Origin of the sequence: Paenibacillus sp. ClWae2A (genome assembly GCF_032452295.1) — a bacterium.
GTDB lineage: Bacteria > Bacillota > Bacilli > Paenibacillales > Paenibacillaceae > Paenibacillus.
This window is the reverse complement of the sequence record NZ_JAULSQ010000003.1, coordinates 311531-330166: the sequence shown is the minus strand read 5'-3', so window position 1 is coordinate 330166 and position 18636 is coordinate 311531. Positions and strand designations below refer to the sequence as shown.

The window sequence follows — 18636 nt, the reverse complement described above, 5'->3', positions numbered from 1 at the left end:
ATTTTTTTATATTAGCTATTTACATACGCAATTTAATTGTGTACAATGTAATTGTTAGCGATACAAAAGAGATCAAAGTTTAGTCAAAATAAATCTAATCAACTAAAGGAGTTTTCACAAATGAAAACATTATATGAAACAACAGTCATCAATACAGGCGGACGTCAAGGCATCGTACAATCCCCAGATAACGTATTTATGTTGGACGTTGCTGCACCGCCTGAACTCGGAGGACAAGTGACGACAGCTACCAATCCGGAGCAGTTGTTTGCAGCAGGGTATAGTGCTTGTTTTAACTCCGCACTGGAGTTTCAATTGAAGAAACACAAAGTTGAAATTGAAAGAAGTACCGTAGCTGCAACCGTAATGTTGGTGACGGATTCTGAGGATAACGGCGTGAAGCTTCAAGTAGATTTGGAAGTTAAAATCCTTGGTCTGGATGAGGAGACAGCACAGAAGTTTGTGAAACTTGCTCATGACTATTGCCCATATTCCAAAGGAATTAAAGGGAACGTGAATGTTAACGTGGAACTGGCGTAATCATTGAAACTATTTGTTGATGTTGATAAGAAACCTCCGAGAAATCGGAGGTTTTTTGGTGTTTTATACAGGAAAATCAATTTTATACTCAATTATGGGTTATAATGGTATTAAGATTACACAAAACTGCTGAAAGGGGAATGTACTTATGATGGATTTTAGCAAACCACCCCATGGCTCTGAGACCGATACACATCGTCAGCGTCATCAGGAGAATGAACAGAAATACCTGTCCGGAGGCAAGAGCATTTGGTATGAAATCAGCAACTGGCTCATTCTCGGAGGTATCCTCCTTGTCATATTTTTATTATTTAAATACGTTTTTTAAATAGACACACAACCGGGCGAATCCCCATATGATGCATTACATCAGTAAGCACTTGGGGAAATGGGGAATCCGGGATGGCAAAGGCAAAAGGTAAGAAAGCTCCCGCGTTAAAGAGTGACAAAATTCGTGTATCCATGAAGTTGGTCACATCGGATGTATGCGAGAGATGTAAGACACCATGTACACGAGGCATGGATTACGCTGCACGGATGCGAATCGAAGGGGCTTTAGGCAAGGGTGTTCCCTGTATCCTGACCCGCCATACTTCATCATAACTCTTCGTATAATCCCGTATATATAACAATTATAGATCAGGGGCATCCTTTAATGAGGATCGCCTCTTTTTGTGCATTCCAAGGGGTGGAAAAAATTCTGGATAAAAAATGAAAAATGATGAAAAACAGCGCAACTTTGTGGATGAATCTGCAGTATAAATGTACAACAGCTAGCAGCAGGGGAGGGAATATTGACGGGATGAAATGGAAACGAATATTGCTTTGTGTCACGGTATTCTCCTTGCTCGGCGGGTCTTTATTGTTTGCAGATTCGGTGAACGAGAAGATTCGTGTTCTCATTAATGGCAAGGAAGCAGCTGATGGAGGTTATCTCATTGATGGAACGACCTATGTACCTGTAAGGGAAGCCGGAGGCGTCGTCAAATGGGACAGCAATAACAAGAGAGTAACGGTGATCAAACCGAATGTACATATTTTTCTCTTCAAGGGAGACACTGTATTTGGCAACGTTAACGTAGGTAAGCTGAAATTCAATGTATTTTCACAAGTGGACAGTCTGACAGCAGATGTAGCTGCCGTGAAAGTAACAATCACTAACCCGAGCGGTCAGGTGAAAGATATCCAGTCACAGGAGCTTACGACCCAGAAGGATAACTTCTGGTTCCGCACATATGATTTTACGTACGATTTCAGTCGTGCCGGCAAGTATCAGGTCGGCTTTCATATTAAAGAAAATGCAAACAGCAGCTACGTCCTGGTAGCGGAGAAAATCATTACAGCGCTGAACGATTGAAGCGAAAATTACCCTGTGAGTTAAATTGACCTGGGTCATTGAACATGTTACGATATGCAAGGTTACACAATTTCTATTTATAAAGCGAGGTATTTCAATGAGCGATCACACACATGAACACGGCGATGGCTGCGGATGCGGGCAAGACCACGACCACGACCATGAAGAAGTCCTTCTCACATTAACAGACGAGAACGGCCAAGACGTGGAGATGGTTTTGGTGGAGACGTTTGACGTGGAGAAGCATGTTTATGCGCTCCTGCTGGAACGTAATAATCCTGAAGCTGACGGCATCATCCTGCGTATGGAAGAAGAAGACGAGGAAATGGTGCTCTACAATATTGAAGACGAAGAAGAGTGGAACCGCGTTGAAGCGGCTTACAACGAACTCGTTGCATCACAAGAATAGTCATTCTTTTGGAACATAACATGAAGGCTCCTTGATTTCAGGGGGCCTTTTGTTTGTTTTCAAGAGGTATACGAGCATTTACACCACCGGTTTGAACGACGAAATAGACGGGAAAATGCAAACTCGCTTGTCCTATAAAATAAAAACGGACCAAGCGAAGGGCTTGGTCCGTTAAGTTTATCCCTTGAACAGCGCAAGGGGGGTGTTTTAGAAAATGGCATCGGCTTCCACGATCACTTTAACATTGGTTACGCTGCGATCTTCGGGTCCTTTGACAGGCAATCCAACTTCAACATGATCGATGATGTAGTCGATGTTTTCCTGGGTGATAACCTCACCCGGTAACAGGATCGGAATTCCTGGCGGATAGACATAGATGAATTCCGAGATAATACGTCCTGCGGATTCCTTAAACGGAATCACTTCGGTATCACCGTAGAATGCATCACGTGGAGTCAGCATCAACTGTGGAATATCCGGAACTTTTACTACCAGTTCATGGGCCGGGTTCACTTGATAATAGGTACGGGAGAGATCCTGCAAAGCGTTCAGCAAGATATCCACACTGTCATCCGTATCTCCTGGCGTGATGAGACACAGAATATTGTACATATCACTAAGTTCGACCTCGATGTTGTAATGTTCACGCAGCCAGTTTTCTGTCTCATACCCTGTAATACCGAGATGGCGAACATGGATCGTTACTTTGGTTGGATCATAGTTGAAGGTTGCTTCTGTACCCAGTAGCTCTCTACCGAAGCAATACAGGCCATCCATATCGTTAATCGAACGTCTGGCAAACTCAGCTAGTTCAATCGCCTTCTGTGCAATCTCACGACCGTGGAGTGCCAGGTTACGTCTTGATGTATCGAGTGAGGCAAGCAAAATGTATGAAGTTGATGTTGAGGTGAGCAGACTCAGGATCGTCTGTACACGCTGTGGATTCACGAAGCCATTCTTCGTGTTCAGGTTGAGTACGGAACTCTGTGTCATGGAGCCACCAAGCTTGTGAACACTGGTTGCAGCCATATCGGCACCTGCTGCCATCGCAGACAACGGCAGATCCTCATGGAAATGAATGAGTACACCGTGTGCTTCATCAACAAGCACAGGGACTTGATAGCTGTGTGCCAGCTCAACAATCTCTTTCAGATCGGTAACCACACCGTAATAGGTCGGGTTAATTACAAGCAATGCCTTGGCATCTGGATGACGCTCAAGTGCGCGACGGATAGACTGTGTGGTCACTCCGTGGTCAATGCCTAGATTGGCATCTTGCGAAGGAGAAACAAATACGGGTTTGGCGCCTGAGAAAATAATGGCGGACAGAACCGATTTATGCACATTACGGGGCACAATAATTTTGTCACCCGGTGAACATACAGACAAAATCATGGTCATAATGGCACTGCTTGTGCCTTGTACACTAAAATAGGTATAATCGGCTCCGAAGGCATCTGCTGCCAAAATCTGTGCTTCCTGAATGACACCGGTTGGCTGATGCAGGTCATCCAGCGGTGCGATGTTAATCAAATCTATGGAGAAGGCATTATCGCCAATAAATTCACGGAATTCGGTATCCGCTCCCAATCCTTTTTTATGGCCCGGAATATGAAACTGTACCGGATTGAGTGCCGCATGATTTTTTAAAGCGGTAAACAGCGGCGTACGGTGGTGATTCATCAGTGCTGTCACAACCCTTCCTAATAAAATTGGTAAACAAAGATGAGTATAGCAAATTAAGAACCGAATGCAACAGTATAATCGACAATTTTTTGAATTGCCGAGATTTGGACACATTCCCCACGGTTACACTAAGGATAGGGAATAGGCAAATGAAAGCTGAAAGGGGAAAAAGAATGCAAACCGATACAAAACCAGCCAAAATTTTGCGATCACCATTTTTTATCGCAATGTGGCTGACACTTTTTCTAGTTGAAATTATCAAAGGGGCTCTGTTGGTAGCTGTTTTGCCCGTGTATATGGACAATATTCTAGGTCTGTCCGCAGGCGTTATTGGTGTGGCATTTGCTCTTCAATATCTGGGAGATAATCTGTTCCGTGCACCTTCCGGTTGGGCAGCAGAACGGATCGGGTTCCGCGCAACGATGGTTACAGCATTAATCTGTACCTTAATCGCTGTTATTATGATCCTTTTTCTCAAAAGTGCCGTTGGACTGGCCATGGCCTGTCTGATTCTTGGCATTGGTACGTCACCGCTCTGGCCTTGCGCCATGACAGGGGTGACGGCGATGTCAGGCCCACAGAACAAGAATGGTACAGCAATGGGGGCGCTGGAGATGGCTGCTCTCGGCGGAACGGGGCTTGGACCTATAGGCATGAACTGGCTGCTGGAGCGCACGCATCATGATTATCGCACTATTTTTCTGGTATTGATGGGTTGTGCCATTCTCGTTATTCTGGTGGCCATGATTCTTCCTGGACGGGTCATTGTTGAAGGAGAGCATGCCGAGCAAGCGGCGAAGAATAGTGATGTGAAATATCCAGCCAAACCGAATCTGCTCACGCCGTTCATCCGGCTGCAAAAGAGTGTGAAGGGCACACTGCAACGGGTACGCAGCACACTTAATGTTAATCCACTGGTGTATCCTGCACTGTTTATGCAGTCGTTTGTTATTGGGCTGCTTAGTCCAGTAATCACGCTATATACACGCACAGACCTGCACATCTCACCGAATCTATACAGTTTGTTGCTGATTGCGGGTGGCGGAATAACGGTCATTGCCTTGCTGCCTGTTGGTAAAATGGTAGACAGGTTTGGCACGAAACCGTTCCTGAACATTGGTTTTTTGATGGCTGCGGCAAGTCTGTTCGCGTTTTCCTCCATAACATCCATTCCCGTGGTGTTTGGTGTTGTTATGCTGGTGGGCATCAGTTATGCCATGATTTTGCCCGCGTGGAATGCTTTTGTAGCCACACTGATTCCCAAAGGAGAGCGGGGAGCGATCTGGGGATTCTTTCTCACACTACAGGGATCAGGCATGGTTGTAGGCCCTATTGTTTCCGGTCTGCTGTGGGACCACGTTAGCCATCCGGCCCCATTCATTGGCAGTGCTATCGTCATGGCAGGACTTGCCGTTGTGCACTTTGTGTTATCCCGCAATCCGTTTCGCACCGCTCCAGCCAAATAAGTGAAAGAAGGGGGAGTTCCGTTAACCATCATGGTTGTGGAACTCCCTTTTTCGCGTCCGTTATATCATGATAATCGGGGGCTTGCCCCTGTGCGTCTGCGGAAAGCTGCAATCCGGCGGTCCTTTCGGTGAAAAATAGTCAAATAACCAAGTACCCTTACATAAAATGAAGTATAAAATAGGGTAAGCCGATTGAGTAGAAGCGATTGAAGACGAGGGCCGGAGTTGATCCGGTACAGATGGAGGGAGTGCCGTGAATAAGAGTTATGAAGTTGAATATTGCAATCTGGAGCTGCGGTTCAACCGTCGGCATATCCAAAATTTGATCAGAGACCTTATTCGTGAGGGATATTCACTATATTGGAGCGAGGACGAATCCTTTTTTATCCTGTCAGTCCGGACCGGTCGCAAGCTGGTAAAGCTCCGCTTTCAACAGACACGCACGGGGAACTACAAGATGACTGGGGATTATATCATTAAGGATGCAAAGCTTGCAGAGTGGCTGGAGAAGCTGATCGGAGATACACGCGGGCATGCAGTTGTGAAGCGGTTCAAGGATCAGCAGATGACCGTGGAGAACATTTTATTCGGTGAAGTCATTCGGCTCGTGGAAGTGTCCGGGTTCAAACAGCGTGTCATTTTTCAAAAGGAACCTGCGCCTACGGCGGAAGAGATGGAAGAAATGTTCCTTTCGCGTGAAGGCGAGGAACGGCTCATGCTGTTACGCATGGAAGTGGACGATGAACTGGAACGTCTGCATACGGCAGTTAAGCTGAATAATACGGAAAAGGCAAACGCCTGCCGCGAAGCATTGAAACAGTTGTCCGGACATCTGTTAATGCTGGAAGGTTAATGAATATCGCTTTTGAAAGTTATCTAAACCAAAGCCCCGGCGCAAGCCAGGGCTTTATTTGTATGTAGAGGGCATTATGGACGACAGGGGTCAATGATAGAGTATTCCGAGCTTTCGATGAAGGCATCAAATTCATCCAATCCTTTGGTGAGCAACAGGTTGGCTTCAAAAGAAGTGATGGGTACTGCCCACAGTAATGTTATCGTCTCATGACCCACATGAATCTGTTCGAGGGATTCTTTTTCTCCCCGCAATTCATCAATGAGAAAGGCAGTCGCATTCCATCGGGCTGGTGCTAATTCGCTTGATTCCATCACACGGGGAACCGTTGAATCTGGCACATTTTCGATGTGATGGGAGATCAGATCGACCAGGTATGTGTTGACACGCTCCACCTCTTCACCGCCAAGATCCGGTTGCAGCGCAAGCATCCATTCAGCGGCTACAAGCTCTCCTGAGGGCCGTGTTGCCTGAGACAACCCTACCGTCACGAATCTTGCGATGCCTGAATGAATCGTGGCAGGAAAATAATAGATTTCTACATGAATGTTTCTGTCTGGCTTCGAAAGAACGATCCTGAGCCCTGGCATCCCCCATTCATTCATATACGCCCCCAGAAGAAATGTTCTTCGAATATCCAGGGAAAACCGTTCCTCTTTTGAGAGTTGCTCAAACGCCATTATGTACACTCCTCCTTTTTGTTCGAACTTCAATGGATATAATTATAACATTGTACAATACAATATTGGATTAATAGGATTACTTTGGCATGATGTATTGTTTTCACGGTTCTATTTATGAAAATACAATGAACACCTCAGCAGATTGGGGTGTTTTCTCGTTGCGTAGCTGTGCCACGGGGTTCACTTCTATACATAAAACCGTTAAAATGGGAGTATTGTTGAGAATTTATTTCAATAAAATTAATTGGAGCAAAGGATGAAGGACCAGATGACAAAACAACAAATTGGCGTAATTGGCCTGGCTGTCATGGGCAAAAATTTGGCCCTTAACATTGAAAGCAAAGGTTTCTCAGTATCGGTATATAACCGTTCCCCGGAGAAAACCAATGATCTTCTGAAAGAAGCTGAAGGTAAAAACCTGACAGGCTCATTCTCCATTGAAGAGTTCGTAGCATCCCTGGAATCCCCGCGCAAAATTTTGATCATGGTGCAAGCCGGCAAAGCGACCGACGCTACCATTGAACAACTGCTTCCTCACCTGGATGAGGGCGACATCATCATCGACGGAGGGAACGCATACTTCCCTGACACGCAACGTCGCAGCAAAGAGTTGGAAGACAAAGGCATTCGCTTCATCGGTACAGGTGTATCCGGTGGTGAAGAAGGCGCACTGAAAGGCCCTTCCATCATGCCAGGTGGACAGGAAAGTGCTTATAAACTGGTTGAACCGATCCTGACGGCGATCTCGGCCAAAGTCGGTGACGATCCATGTTGTACATATATTGGACCAGACGGTGCCGGACACTATGTGAAAATGGTGCATAATGGTATTGAGTACGGAGATATGCAGTTGATTGGTGAAGCGTACCATTTGCTCAAATCCGTATTGAACGTTTCCGTTGAAGAGCTTCATGCGATCTTTACGGAATGGAATCAAGGAGAGCTGGATAGTTACCTGATCGAAATCACAGCAGATATCTTCTCTAAATACGATCCAGAAACGGGCAAACCGATGGTTGACGTCATTCTGGATGCGGCTGGACAAAAAGGAACAGGTAAATGGACAAGCCAAAGTGCGCTGGATCTCGGCGTTCCATTGTCCATGATTACGGAATCCGTATTCTCCCGTTTCCTGTCTGCCATGAAGGACGAGCGTGTAGCAGCTAGCAAAATCCTGAGTGGACCAGCGACTGAAGCGTTCTCCGGCGACAAAAAAGCGTTCATCGAGAGCGTGCGTAAAGCCCTCTTTGCAAGTAAAATCGTATCCTACGCTCAAGGATTTGCACAAATGCGTGCAGCTTCCGACGAGTATGGCTGGGATCTGAAATACGGTAACATTGCCATGATCTTCCGCGGTGGCTGCATCATCCGTTCGCAGTTCCTGCAAAACATCAAGGAAGCTTATGATAAAGACGCAGCTCTGAAAAACTTGCTCTTGGATCCTTACTTCCAAAATATCGTTGAATCTTATCAAGGCGCATGGCGTGAAGTTGTAGCAGCAGCTGTACAACAAGGTGTTCCAGTACCTGGCTTCTCCAGCGCACTGTCTTACTACGACAGCTACCGTACAGAGCGTTTGCCGGCAAACTTGCTGCAAGCTCAACGTGACTACTTCGGTGCTCACACGTTCAAACGTGTGGACAAAGAAGGTAGCTTCCACCACAACTGGATGGAGTAGTACCACATATACAAGTCTATTAGATTTGGTCAAAGCGCCCTTAAGCAGGAGCTTTGGCCTGCTAAGAGGCTCAAAAGAGGTTTGGCGTTCCGGCGATTGCCGGTCAACGCTGGGCCTCTTTTTTACTGTAAATAAGCTCATTGGAGTTCGTTAGCCTACTAGATGGTTACTGATTGAGACGTATGGGGGCTCAAAACTGCTTGAGGTTGATCTGACGTAGGCTTAGATGTCGGGAGTTAATTGATCTGTCTTGGAAGGTTGCGGATGGTCGAAAGGAAGTAGGTAAGGAGATGGTCTTTCCCAGTCCGCAGGGCTGTGTTATGATAGGACAAAAGTGCTCACGAATTGCTTTAATTAAAGGAGTGTACACCTTGAGCAAGTCTAACAATATTATTCTCATTGGTATGATGGGAACCGGCAAATCAACCGTCGCTGACATGCTTGCACGCGAGCTTGGTTATCGATTGATTGATGTGGACACCGCGGTGGAAAAAGAGGAAGGCTGTACGATTCCGGAACTGTTCACTGGCAAGGGAGAGACGTATTTCCGTGATGCCGAGAGCCGCATGTTATGCTCGGTGCTGGAGAAAAAGTCACAGGTCATAGCGACCGGAGGTGGCGTGGTGCTGCGTTCGGATAATTGTGACGTGATGTCGAAGAATGGTTGGGTTGTTGCCCTGACTGCTGACCCGGCAGTGATTGTAGAACGTGTTAGCGGCTGTGACAATCGTCCTCTTCTTGCAGGCAATGCAGAAGAACGCATCAAGACGATTATGGAAGAACGGAAAGACGCATATCGGTTCGCACACTATACGGTGGATACAACTGAGTTATCCGCTGCTGAAGTGACTCGTTTAATTTTAGCGCATTACCGCGTCTAAGCTTGTTATCATGGAAGTTTAATAGTTGATAGATCGTGGCAGATATAACAAAACGGGCCATATAGGCCCGTTTCTAGGAGTGGAGCAGAGCAGAAGTCACAAGGTTACAAATGACTTCGCTTCTCTCCGGGTTTCTTTAGTCTTCCTGTTGCCACTGAAGCATACCGCCGACCATGTTTGTACAGCCTTCATATCCCAGTTGCTGCAGATATTCACATGCACGCTCACTGCGGTAACCGCTACGACAGATGATCACGATCTCGCCTGATTTCTCAATCTCAGACAGCCGGTCTGGAATCTGTCCAAGCGGAATATGCTTGGCTCCTTCGATCATGCCTTGCGCGACTTCATCGTCCTCGCGGACGTCTATCATCTGCAGCTTCTCTCCCGCCTGTAAACGGCGGCGCAGCTCAGACGTTTCAATTTCAGCTATTTGTGTCATATTCAGGTCCTCTTTTCTGTATGGACTTAACGCTATAATGATACCCAAGCGATGCACGGAATGTCAATTTGGCCACAATATAATCAATGAAGGAGAATTTCATCCATGGACGTTATTGTTAAACCAACCCCCACGCTGAACGGGGAAATCGGGGCTCTGTCCTCCAAAAACTACACTACCCGCTATTTGCTGGCTGCTGCGCTGGCAGAAGGCACAAGTACCATCCATTTCCCGGCACACAGTGAAGACAGTGATGCCATGCGCAGATGTATTCGTGATCTGGGGGCAGTACTTGAAGAAGACGACAGTAAGATTGTAATCCAGGGTTTTGGCAGTCATCCCCGTGATGTGCGTGAATTAAATGTTGGGAATGCGGGTGCTGTACTTCGTTTCCTGATGGGCGTTACAGCGTTCTGCCCTGACGTTACATTTGTGAATACGTACCCGGATTCACTGGGCAAACGCCCCCATGATGACCTGATCGATGCGCTTGGCCAATTGGGTGTAGATGTACAGCACGAACAAGGACGCTTGCCGATTACAATCAAAGGTGGCAATGCCAAAGGTGGACACATTCGTGTATCCGGCTCCGTCAGCTCCCAATATCTAAGTGCGTTGTTGTTTGTTACGCCTTTGCTTGCAGAAGACAGCACCATCGAAGTGCTGAATGACCTGAAGTCCAAGGTCGTTATTGGACAGACGCTGGAAGTGCTGGAGCAGGCGGGTATCGTTATCCATGCAAGTGATGATTACATGTCCTTCCGTGTACCAGGTGGACAGGCTTACCAGCCGACGACCTACACGGTTCAAGGGGACTACCCGGGCTCGGCAGCCGTTCTTGCCGCAGCAGCGGTTACACAGTCTGATGTGAAAATTCTGCGCCTGATGGAGCAAAGCAAACAGGGCGAACGTGCCATCGTTGACGTTCTGCGTATTATGGAAGTGCCATTGACACATGAGAACGATGTCGTACACGTTCAAGGTAATGGCAGACTGAAAGCGATCGAATTCGACGGGGATGCCGCGACGGACGCTGTTTTGGCTATGGTAGCCGCAGCTGTGTTTGCGGAAGGAACGTCACGGTTCTATAATGTAGAGAACCTGCGTTACAAGGAATGTGACCGAATCACCGATTACTTGAACGAACTGCGGAAGGCAGGAGCGAACGTTGAAGAGCGTCAAGCTGAGATTATCGTACACGGACGTCCGGAAGGCGTTGAAGGCGGCGTTGAGATTAACGCTCACTACGATCATCGCGTAATTATGGCACTCACTGTCGTTGGTCTGCGTTCCAAGGAGCCGCTTCGTATTCGGGATGCACACCATGTAGCAAAGTCTTATCCGCAATATTTCGATCATTTGCAGGCGCTTGGCGCCTCGGTTCAATGGGTAAAAGAGTAAATAACTGAAATTCAGTCTCTTGAACACGCACTTTAATCAGAAAAGGATGGTGCTTGAACATGGAATTTAACAACCCTACTCGTGAAGAAATTGGACAACTTTTGCGCAAGGCAGGCAACATCGCAGTCGTCGGCTTATCAGACAAATCAGATCGCACTTCCTATATGGTGGCAGAAGCCATGCAGAGCAGAGGCTATCGTATCATCCCGGTTAATCCACAGGTGCAAGGTGAAATCCTTGGCGAGACGGTATATGCCACACTCGCGGATATTCCAGAGCCGGTAGACATTGTCAATGTGTTTCGTCGTGAAGAGTTCTGCGCGGATGTCGCTCGTGACGCCGCTGCCATCAAAGCCAATGTGCTGTGGCTGCAGCTTGGCATCCATAGTGATGAAGCGGTCCAGATTGCTGCAGAGAACGGCATGACAGCGGTAACCAATCGTTGTATCAAGGTAGAGGATTCCATCGTTCTACGCGGCGCTGGACGCGGCTGAGAGGCTCGTTCACCTGTGATCGAATGATCTCCTGATCTGACCCAATTGAATGAACATAGGATGAATCCCGTTAACTTGAAGTTGACGGGATTTTTTCTGTTCTATTATTGCCGCTATTAATTACCAATTGGTTACTGTTTTGCTTTGACAAAACGTTGCGTAAAGCTTACCATCTAGGATAGAAAGGAGAGGTCGCCATGAATTGGCTCGGATCCTTGCAGCAGCTCGGACGAGCGGTAATGCTGCCTACAATGGTCCTGCCCGCCGCCGCAATTTTGCTCAGTGTTGGCAGTCTGCCTTGGGACGCCTGGGGATTGGATATTGTCGGTGAAGTGTCTACCGTGGCCGGACACGGTATTTTTTATTTCTTACCGTATTTGTTCGCTGTCGGTGTAGCACTGGGACTCTCCAACCAGGCCGGACAAGCGGGACTTGCTGCTCTCGCTGGTATCGTGATATATGATCAGGTGACTCGGAACTTCGGGGATGGCACCGTCCAGCCCGCTTCCTTAATCGGAATCATACTCGGCGCGCTTGCCGGTGGGATGCATAATCGGTTTAAAAGCATTAAACTGCCTGAAATTTTACAATTTTTTGGAGGTTCAAGGTTTGTTTTGCTCATCGTCGGACTCTGTTCGGCATTGTTCTCCTGTTTTATGTTATGGCTCGCTCCGATCCTACAGCATGGATTGAACGGCATTGCTACTTGGGAATACAGTCTCGGGGGTTTTGGACTGTTCATCTACGGAGTGTTATACAGGGTGCTGGTTGCTTTCGGGCTTCATCACCTGCTTAACAATGTGTTTTGGTTCCAGTTAGGGACGTTTGAAACGCCTGATGGTAAGATTGTGCAAGGGGATTTGCCCCGATTTTTTGCAGGTGATCCCACCGCAGGATTCTTTATGGCGGGTTTGTTTCCCATCATGATGTTTGCCATTCCGGCAATAGCCTTTGCTATTATTCAGGAAGCCAGGGAAGATCTGAAACCAAAAATCAAGAAAACTTTTCTGACATCGGCACTCGTTTGTTTTCTAACCGGGGTATCGGAACAGATTGAGTTTGCTTTTTTGTTCGCAGCACCTTATCTGTTCATCGTGCATGCAGTGATGTCTGGCGTTGCCATGTGGATTAGTTACTGGCTCGATATCCGGCATGGATTTTCTTACTCCGCAGGTATTATTGATTACATACTCAATTTCCATCTATCGGAGAATGCTTGGAAACTCATTCCGATTGGCATACTATATGGGCTGGTTTACTACTTCCTGTTCCGATGGGCGATTCGTACGTTCAAGATTCCAACACCAGGACGTGAAGAGGGCTCCATGCTGGAAGATTGGGTAGGCAACATTCCTTATCAGGCACCTTTAATCCTCGAAGCATTGGGTGGCAAGAGTAACATTGTACAGGTTGAAGCATGTATTACACGTCTTCGACTGACTGTGCATGATGACCGGCTGATCGACACGGGTGCCATGAAGAGTATGGGGTCCGCTGGACTGATCAAGCTGGGTGGCGGTAACGTACAGGTGGTATTCGGGACCTACTCGGAATTGATTCGGGAAGAAATCGCGAAGCTGCTGGAAAGAGATCTGCAACAGGTGCTGTTCTGTGCCCCCGTTCAGGGCAAAATGCTCCCGATTGAAGAGGTGCCAGATCAGATCTTTGCAGCGAAGCTTGTCGGTGATGGTGTAGCCTTTGTTCCGGAAAAGGGAGAGCTGGTCTCACCCGTGTACGGAACGATTATGCACTTGTACCCGACCATGCATGCCTTGGGTATTTCTACCCGTGAGGGGCTTGAGGTGTTACTGCATATCGGCATCGATACCTCTCAGTTGAAAGGCCATTTTGAAGCTTTTGTTCAGGAGGGCGATACGGTGGAGCCAGGGCAGTTGTTGATCAAGTTTGATCTGGCAGTACTCCGCGAGCAAGCGGCGTCACTAACAACACCAATGGTAATTACGAATCCGGATCGTGTAAAATCATGGAGTTTTGCTCCATTTAAGCAAGTTAAGAAAGGTCAGGCATCCGTTATGTCCGTGGTGCTCTATGACAGGAACGTTGGAGGGGTAGAATGAAGATACAAGGCATCAACGGTGCTGCAGGCATAGCCATCGGCAAAGCATTTGTCCTGCCCAGTTGGGAATGGGATCTGCCGGATCAGAAGATGGATTCGGTGGATCTCGCCCAAGAGTTCGAACGGCTGTATGAGGGCATACGGACATCAAAGGATGAGATCGAATATATCAAAAATGAGTTCAAGGAAGTCGTTGGTCCAGAGGAGTCCAGTATCTTTGATGCACATCTGGCAATCCTCGAAGATCCGGTATTCATGAACGAAATTCGCGGCATTATCGAGCGTCAATATAAGGCAGCAGAAGTGGCGGTCAAAGAAGCCATAGACCATTTTGTCACGATGTTTGACTTGCTGGAAGACGAGTATATGAAAGAGCGGGCCATTGACATCAAGGATGTGGGTAACCGTCTGCTCAAGCATTTGCTCGGTGCACCGGAGATTACACTTCCTTCGGATACCCAGCCGTATGTACTCGTTGCCAAAGAACTGTCGCCATCTCAACTGGCGCATCTGAATCCCACCCATGTGCTAGGCATTGTAACCTTGATTGGCGGGAAAACATCACATTCTGCGATTATGGCTCGTGCCCTTGGTATTCCTCTCGTTTCCGGTCTGGAAGCGAGTCTTGGCATGCCGGTAGAGACAGGGGATATGCTTGTTGTGGATGGTGACAATGGCTTGGTATTTACCGATCCGGATCGCAAGACGATTGAACGGTATACCATGCTTCGCAGCAAGCAACTGAAGAAAAAGGAACAACTTCAAGTCCTTGCTACAGTGGATGCCGTAACCAAAGATGGGGCCGTTTTGCACTTGGCTTCCAATATCAGTTCGGTGAAGGAATTGGACCTTGCTTTGAAACAAGGAGCCAAAGGGGTAGGCTTGTTCCGAACAGAGTTTTTGTATATGGACAGGGCTACGTTCCCTGGTGAGCAAGAACAGTATGAGGTGTACCGTCTTGTGGCAGAGAAAACAGCAGGACAATCCGTTGTTATTCGTACACTGGATATCGGTGGTGACAAGCAACTCGATTACTTTGAATTACCTGAGGAAGACAATCCATTTCTGGGGTACCGTGCTATTCGGATTAGTCTCGACCGCAAGGATCTGTTCAAAACACAGCTTACAGCCATTCTCCGTGCCAGCGCTGCTGGAAACGTCAAAATCATGTATCCGATGATCTCTTCGGTGGAAGAACTTCAGCAGGCCAATGAGGTTCTTCGTGAGGCGATGTCCGATCTGGACGAGCGAGGATTATCATACGACCCTCACATTCAGGTGGGAATTATGATTGAAGTTCCTGCAGCGGTGATGATTGCTGACCTTCTGGCTGAGGAAGCGGATTTCTTCAGTATTGGTACGAATGATCTGGTTCAATATGTACTGGCAGTAGATCGAATGAATGAGCAGATCGCTCATATGTATCACCCCTATCATCCGGCTGTTCTGCGGATGCTTCGTGCGACAGCAGATGCGGCTCATACGGCTGGAATTGATGTCAGTGTGTGCGGAGAGATGGCAGGGGACGAACGTGCCATTCCGCTTTGGTTGGAGCTTGGCATTCGCCACTTGAGTATGTCTCCACAATCCCTGTTACGTGTGAAGCACAGAGTGTTGAACACAACAGCATCGGCTGCCAAAGAAGAAGCGCGAAAGTGCTTCGCCCTACGAACCAGCGGAGATATTGAGGAGCGACTGCAAGTCTTTAATGACTCCACGGGAAGTCCGGATGAACAAAGTGGTTCGAACGCATCGTAATTGGGGAAAATGGATATAAATACCTTTAAGTTAATATATTTACATTTGTGATAATTATTTATTGGAAAACTTGTTATATAAAATAACCCCACTGTGCATGAGAGCACAATGGGGTTATTTTTATTTGTCAGCGAGTGCATCACAGAATGCCTTGCCATAAGGTGGAAGGTCAGGCGGACGACGTGCTGAGATGATATGTCCATCAACAACAACCGCTTCATCTTTCCAGATCGCACCTGCATTTTCCATGTCATCCCGAATGCCTGGTGTAGAGGTTACTGTAACCCCGTCCAGAATTTTGGCAGAAATCAGCACCCAGCCCGCATGACAGATCTGTCCAATCGGTTTCCGGTCTGCATTCATTTCTTTTACAAGCTCCAGTACTTTGGGATAACGACGCAGCTTGTCTGGCGCCCAGCCGCCTGGCACGAGTATGCCATCGTAATCTGAACTGTCGAGTTCATCGAAACTGTATTCGGCTTCAGCAGGCACACCATATTTGCCAATATAGGTTTTTCCTTTTTTCTCTCCAGCAAGATGAACTTCTGCACCTTCTTCACGAACCCGATGTACAGGGTACCACAATTCTAAATCCTCGAATTCTTCATCGACCAGAGCGATGACTTTTTTACCGGTTAATCTCATGTCCATCTCTCCTTTTTGCGGTGATTAGGTCTATTGCGTCTTTAATTGTAACAGATTCTCCAAGGGACTTCATGGAAGTGCATATTCAGTTTGGAGGAAGCGATTACAAGTCAGTGACTGCCTGCATTCGACAACCTTCATCTGGAGGGAGTGGTAATTTGTGCAACCTTTCGTTTATAGCAGGATTTGAGCCGAAATAGGTCGAATGGTACTTATATAGAGTATAGAACGAATGAGGTGATGGTGGTGCGCAAGTCGTGCAGATGTGGACATGTAATGGAGTTGGAATTAAGAACAGTGGTATACGCCAAAAAAGTGGAGATTCGAAACGTACCCGTATTTGCGTGTACAGACTGTGTGTCATACGAAGTGCTTCCGCCGGTCAAGCCGGACTTAACAGAATGCATTAGCACATTGGGTGAACAACCCGTGAAGCAAGACGTATCTTTTGGTGAACGTAATGAACTGGCAGACCTGTTTCATGAGCTACTGCTGGCCTGGCCGGATGCGACCGATCGGGAGATGGAATATCGAATGCAGCAAGCAGTGGAGGAGCGTATCAATCTGCTGCTGGACATTATGGGTTACGCAACGAAGTCTGGTGATGCAGCGTGGATTGAGACCACGGAGCGCAGATTAAGTCAATTATCCGGATTTGTGTGGCAGGAGTACTTCTCAAATGCTGTCTAATTTTGACGTGTAAAATGCTTGTTTTCATGAAAATTGGCTTTTTCGCGCACTTTTTGTTAAGATATCGAAGAGTGAAAACGCTCAACATAGCGGTATTCCTGGTAAAGGGGGATGTATATCTAATGGCTGACATGACTAAAATGACAAGTATTGAACAGCTAAACTCCGCAGTGGAGGCTACCAAGGATCAACCCTTGCTTCTGTTTAAGCACAGCACGCGCTGTCCGATCAGCTCGAACGCTTATCAGGAGATGAACGATTATTTGCTTAACAATGCCAATGAACAAGTGAAATATGGCATCATCTATGTTGTGGAAGATCGCCCGGTATCCAATGAAGCAGCAGATAAGCTGGGTGTTAAGCACGAATCTCCACAGGCGATCCTGATCAAAAAGGGAATTCCTGTATGGCATACTTCCCATTCAGATATTACTAGAACCACACTTGCGAATGTTTTGAGTGAGTCTTAAAGCCTATTTTAATTGATTAATGCAAAAATTTGTCGTAATATAAATCTTAATGAAAATGGTATGAAAATTTACTGGTAATGGAGAGAAGTACTGTGACGGTAACCATTTATGATGTGGCACGTGAAGCTGGAGTGTCTATGGCAACGGTATCACGGGTAGTTAATAATAACCCTAATGTCAAACCGCAAACGCGGAAAAAAGTATATGAAGCCATCGAACGGTTGGGATATCGTCCGAATGCGGTAGCCAGAGGTCTGGCAAGCAAGAAGACAACCACGGTCGGGGTCGTTATTCCAGATATTTCGAACTCAACCTTCGCGGAGATTGCCCGCGGAATTGAAGATATTGCGAATATGTATCACTACAATATTATTTTGTGTAATGCAGACAAGAAGAAAGAAAAAGAAATTCGTGTAATTAACACGTTGCTCGAAAAGCAAGTAGACGGACTGCTCTTCATGGGCGGAACAGTAACGGACGAACACATTCAGGCGTTCCAGTCTGCGGCTGTGCCGATCGTACTTTGTGCAACGAGTGATGAGAAGGGCACATTCCCTTCGGTGGATATTGACCATGAGGCTGCTGCGTTTGACGCGGTAAACACCCTTATTCGTCATGGACACAAGGAAATTGCGATGATCAGTGGTACACTGCAAGATCCGGCAAATGGATATGCCCGTTTCCAAGGTTACAAGAAAGCACTGGAAGCAGCAGGCATGGAATACCAGGAGGATCTGGTACGTATCGGTAACTATCGTTATGAATCCGGTGTGGAAGCGATGAAATATTTCCTCGGACTGAAGAAGAAGCCGTCGGCGATCTTTGCTGCAACAGATGAAATGGCGATTGGTGCCATTCACAGCATTCAGGATGAAGGCCTGAAAGTACCGGATGACTTCTCCATTATTAGTGTGGATAATATCCGTATGGCTTCCATGGTGCGTCCTCAGTTGACGACAGTGGCTCAGCCAATGTACGATCTTGGCGCAGTAGCGATGCGTTTGCTGACCAAGTTGATGAAGAAAGAAAATGTGGAGAACCCACGGGTTATTTTGCCGCATGAAACGATTCTTCGTCTGTCTGTAAGTCACGCAGATGTAGTTTAA

At 47.0% G+C, this 18636-nt stretch carries 20 protein-coding genes; 16 read left to right on the top strand and 4 right to left on the bottom strand.

Annotation, left to right across the window (positions count from 1 at the left end; all coding sequences use genetic code 11):
• The first annotated feature begins 120 nt into the window (after window positions 1–120).
• The 5 genes from QVE09_RS12685 (at window position 121) to QVE09_RS12665 (ending at window position 2306) form a co-directional block, all read left to right on the top strand.
• Window positions 121–540: an organic hydroperoxide resistance protein gene (locus tag QVE09_RS12685; RefSeq protein ID WP_017687397.1), complete on the top strand. Its 420-nt coding sequence runs from the start codon at window positions 121–123 to the stop codon at window positions 538–540.
• A gap of 148 nt (window positions 541–688) precedes the next feature.
• Window positions 689–868, top strand: a complete 180-nt coding sequence (locus QVE09_RS12680) for a hypothetical protein (protein ID WP_017687398.1) — start codon at window positions 689–691, stop codon at window positions 866–868.
• Between the two features lie 74 nt (window positions 869–942).
• Window positions 943–1143, top strand: a complete 201-nt coding sequence (locus QVE09_RS12675; RefSeq protein ID WP_074095792.1) for a hypothetical protein — start codon at window positions 943–945, stop codon at window positions 1141–1143.
• Between the two features lie 199 nt (window positions 1144–1342).
• Complete coding sequence (locus tag QVE09_RS12670) at window positions 1343–1897, top strand: stalk domain-containing protein (RefSeq protein WP_315937073.1); 555 nt, start codon at window positions 1343–1345, stop codon at window positions 1895–1897.
• A 97-nt stretch (window positions 1898–1994) separates the two neighbouring features.
• Window positions 1995–2306 carry a DUF1292 domain-containing protein gene (locus QVE09_RS12665; protein WP_315937072.1) on the top strand — a complete coding sequence of 104 codons (312 nt, stop codon included), beginning with the start codon at window positions 1995–1997 and terminating at the stop codon, window positions 2304–2306.
• Window positions 2307–2513: 207 nt separating this feature from the next.
• On the opposite strand, the gene QVE09_RS12660 is transcribed toward QVE09_RS12665, so the two are convergent.
• The gene (locus QVE09_RS12660; RefSeq protein ID WP_047844430.1) at window positions 2514–3989 is read right to left on the bottom strand and encodes an aminotransferase class I/II-fold pyridoxal phosphate-dependent enzyme; all 1476 of its coding nucleotides are present in this window, start codon (window positions 3987–3989) and stop codon (window positions 2514–2516) included.
• A gap of 176 nt (window positions 3990–4165) precedes the next feature.
• Between QVE09_RS12660 and QVE09_RS12655 the strand changes: the two genes are divergently transcribed.
• Both QVE09_RS12655 and QVE09_RS12650 read left to right on the top strand, forming a co-directional pair.
• Window positions 4166–5458 (top strand): MFS transporter, encoded by a 1293-nt coding sequence (locus QVE09_RS12655; protein WP_036674871.1) that lies wholly within the window; start codon window positions 4166–4168, stop codon window positions 5456–5458.
• 253 nt (window positions 5459–5711) lie between these two features.
• Window positions 5712–6311, top strand: coding sequence for a hypothetical protein (locus QVE09_RS12650; protein WP_315937071.1), 600 nt, complete (start codon window positions 5712–5714; stop codon window positions 6309–6311).
• Window positions 6312–6385: 74 nt separating this feature from the next.
• On the opposite strand, the gene QVE09_RS12645 is transcribed toward QVE09_RS12650, so the two are convergent.
• A complete protein-coding gene (locus QVE09_RS12645) occupies window positions 6386–6991 on the bottom strand; it encodes a suppressor of fused domain protein (RefSeq protein WP_315937070.1) in 606 nt (201 codons plus the stop codon).
• Window positions 6992–7262: 271 nt separating this feature from the next.
• Here QVE09_RS12645 and gndA point away from each other — a divergent pair, with 271 nt between their 5' ends.
• Window positions 7263–8672 carry an NADP-dependent phosphogluconate dehydrogenase gene (gene gndA / locus QVE09_RS12640; RefSeq protein ID WP_133385499.1) on the top strand — a complete coding sequence of 470 codons (1410 nt, stop codon included), beginning with the start codon at window positions 7263–7265 and terminating at the stop codon, window positions 8670–8672.
• A gap of 371 nt (window positions 8673–9043) precedes the next feature.
• Complete coding sequence (locus QVE09_RS12635; RefSeq protein ID WP_255319713.1) at window positions 9044–9553, top strand: shikimate kinase; 510 nt, start codon at window positions 9044–9046, stop codon at window positions 9551–9553.
• A gap of 136 nt (window positions 9554–9689) precedes the next feature.
• Here the strand turns inward: QVE09_RS12635 and QVE09_RS12630 are convergent, their stop codons facing one another.
• Window positions 9690–9995: a rhodanese-like domain-containing protein gene (locus QVE09_RS12630; RefSeq protein WP_017687407.1), complete on the bottom strand. Its 306-nt coding sequence runs from the start codon at window positions 9993–9995 to the stop codon at window positions 9690–9692.
• A gap of 105 nt (window positions 9996–10100) precedes the next feature.
• Here QVE09_RS12630 and aroA point away from each other — a divergent pair, with 105 nt between their 5' ends.
• From aroA to ptsP, 4 genes are all read left to right on the top strand, one after another.
• The gene (aroA, locus tag QVE09_RS12625; protein ID WP_315937069.1) at window positions 10101–11396 is read left to right on the top strand and encodes a 3-phosphoshikimate 1-carboxyvinyltransferase; all 1296 of its coding nucleotides are present in this window, start codon (window positions 10101–10103) and stop codon (window positions 11394–11396) included.
• A gap of 59 nt (window positions 11397–11455) precedes the next feature.
• On the top strand, window positions 11456–11890 hold the full coding sequence (locus QVE09_RS12620) for a CoA-binding protein (protein WP_017687409.1): 435 nt from the start codon (window positions 11456–11458) through the stop codon (window positions 11888–11890).
• A gap of 197 nt (window positions 11891–12087) precedes the next feature.
• On the top strand, window positions 12088–13968 hold the full coding sequence (locus tag QVE09_RS12615) for a glucose PTS transporter subunit IIA (RefSeq protein ID WP_315937068.1): 1881 nt from the start codon (window positions 12088–12090) through the stop codon (window positions 13966–13968).
• Window positions 13965–15725, top strand: coding sequence for a phosphoenolpyruvate--protein phosphotransferase (ptsP, locus tag QVE09_RS12610; RefSeq protein ID WP_315937067.1), 1761 nt, complete (start codon window positions 13965–13967; stop codon window positions 15723–15725). Before QVE09_RS12615 ends, ptsP begins: the two co-directional genes overlap by 4 nt.
• A gap of 120 nt (window positions 15726–15845) precedes the next feature.
• On the opposite strand, the gene QVE09_RS12605 is transcribed toward ptsP, so the two are convergent.
• Window positions 15846–16370, bottom strand: coding sequence for a type 1 glutamine amidotransferase domain-containing protein (locus QVE09_RS12605; protein WP_036674874.1), 525 nt, complete (start codon window positions 16368–16370; stop codon window positions 15846–15848).
• 276 nt (window positions 16371–16646) lie between these two features.
• On the opposite strand from QVE09_RS12605, the gene QVE09_RS12600 reads away from it, so the two are divergent.
• The 3 genes from QVE09_RS12600 (at window position 16647) to ccpA (ending at window position 18636) form a co-directional block, all read left to right on the top strand.
• Window positions 16647–17060 (top strand): hypothetical protein, encoded by a 414-nt coding sequence (locus QVE09_RS12600; protein WP_084174710.1) that lies wholly within the window; start codon window positions 16647–16649, stop codon window positions 17058–17060.
• A gap of 122 nt (window positions 17061–17182) precedes the next feature.
• On the top strand, window positions 17183–17530 hold the full coding sequence (gene ytxJ / locus QVE09_RS12595; RefSeq protein ID WP_215078203.1) for a bacillithiol system redox-active protein YtxJ: 348 nt from the start codon (window positions 17183–17185) through the stop codon (window positions 17528–17530).
• Between the two features lie 92 nt (window positions 17531–17622).
• Window positions 17623–18636, top strand: coding sequence for a catabolite control protein A (gene ccpA, locus QVE09_RS12590; protein WP_062835383.1), 1014 nt, complete (start codon window positions 17623–17625; stop codon window positions 18634–18636).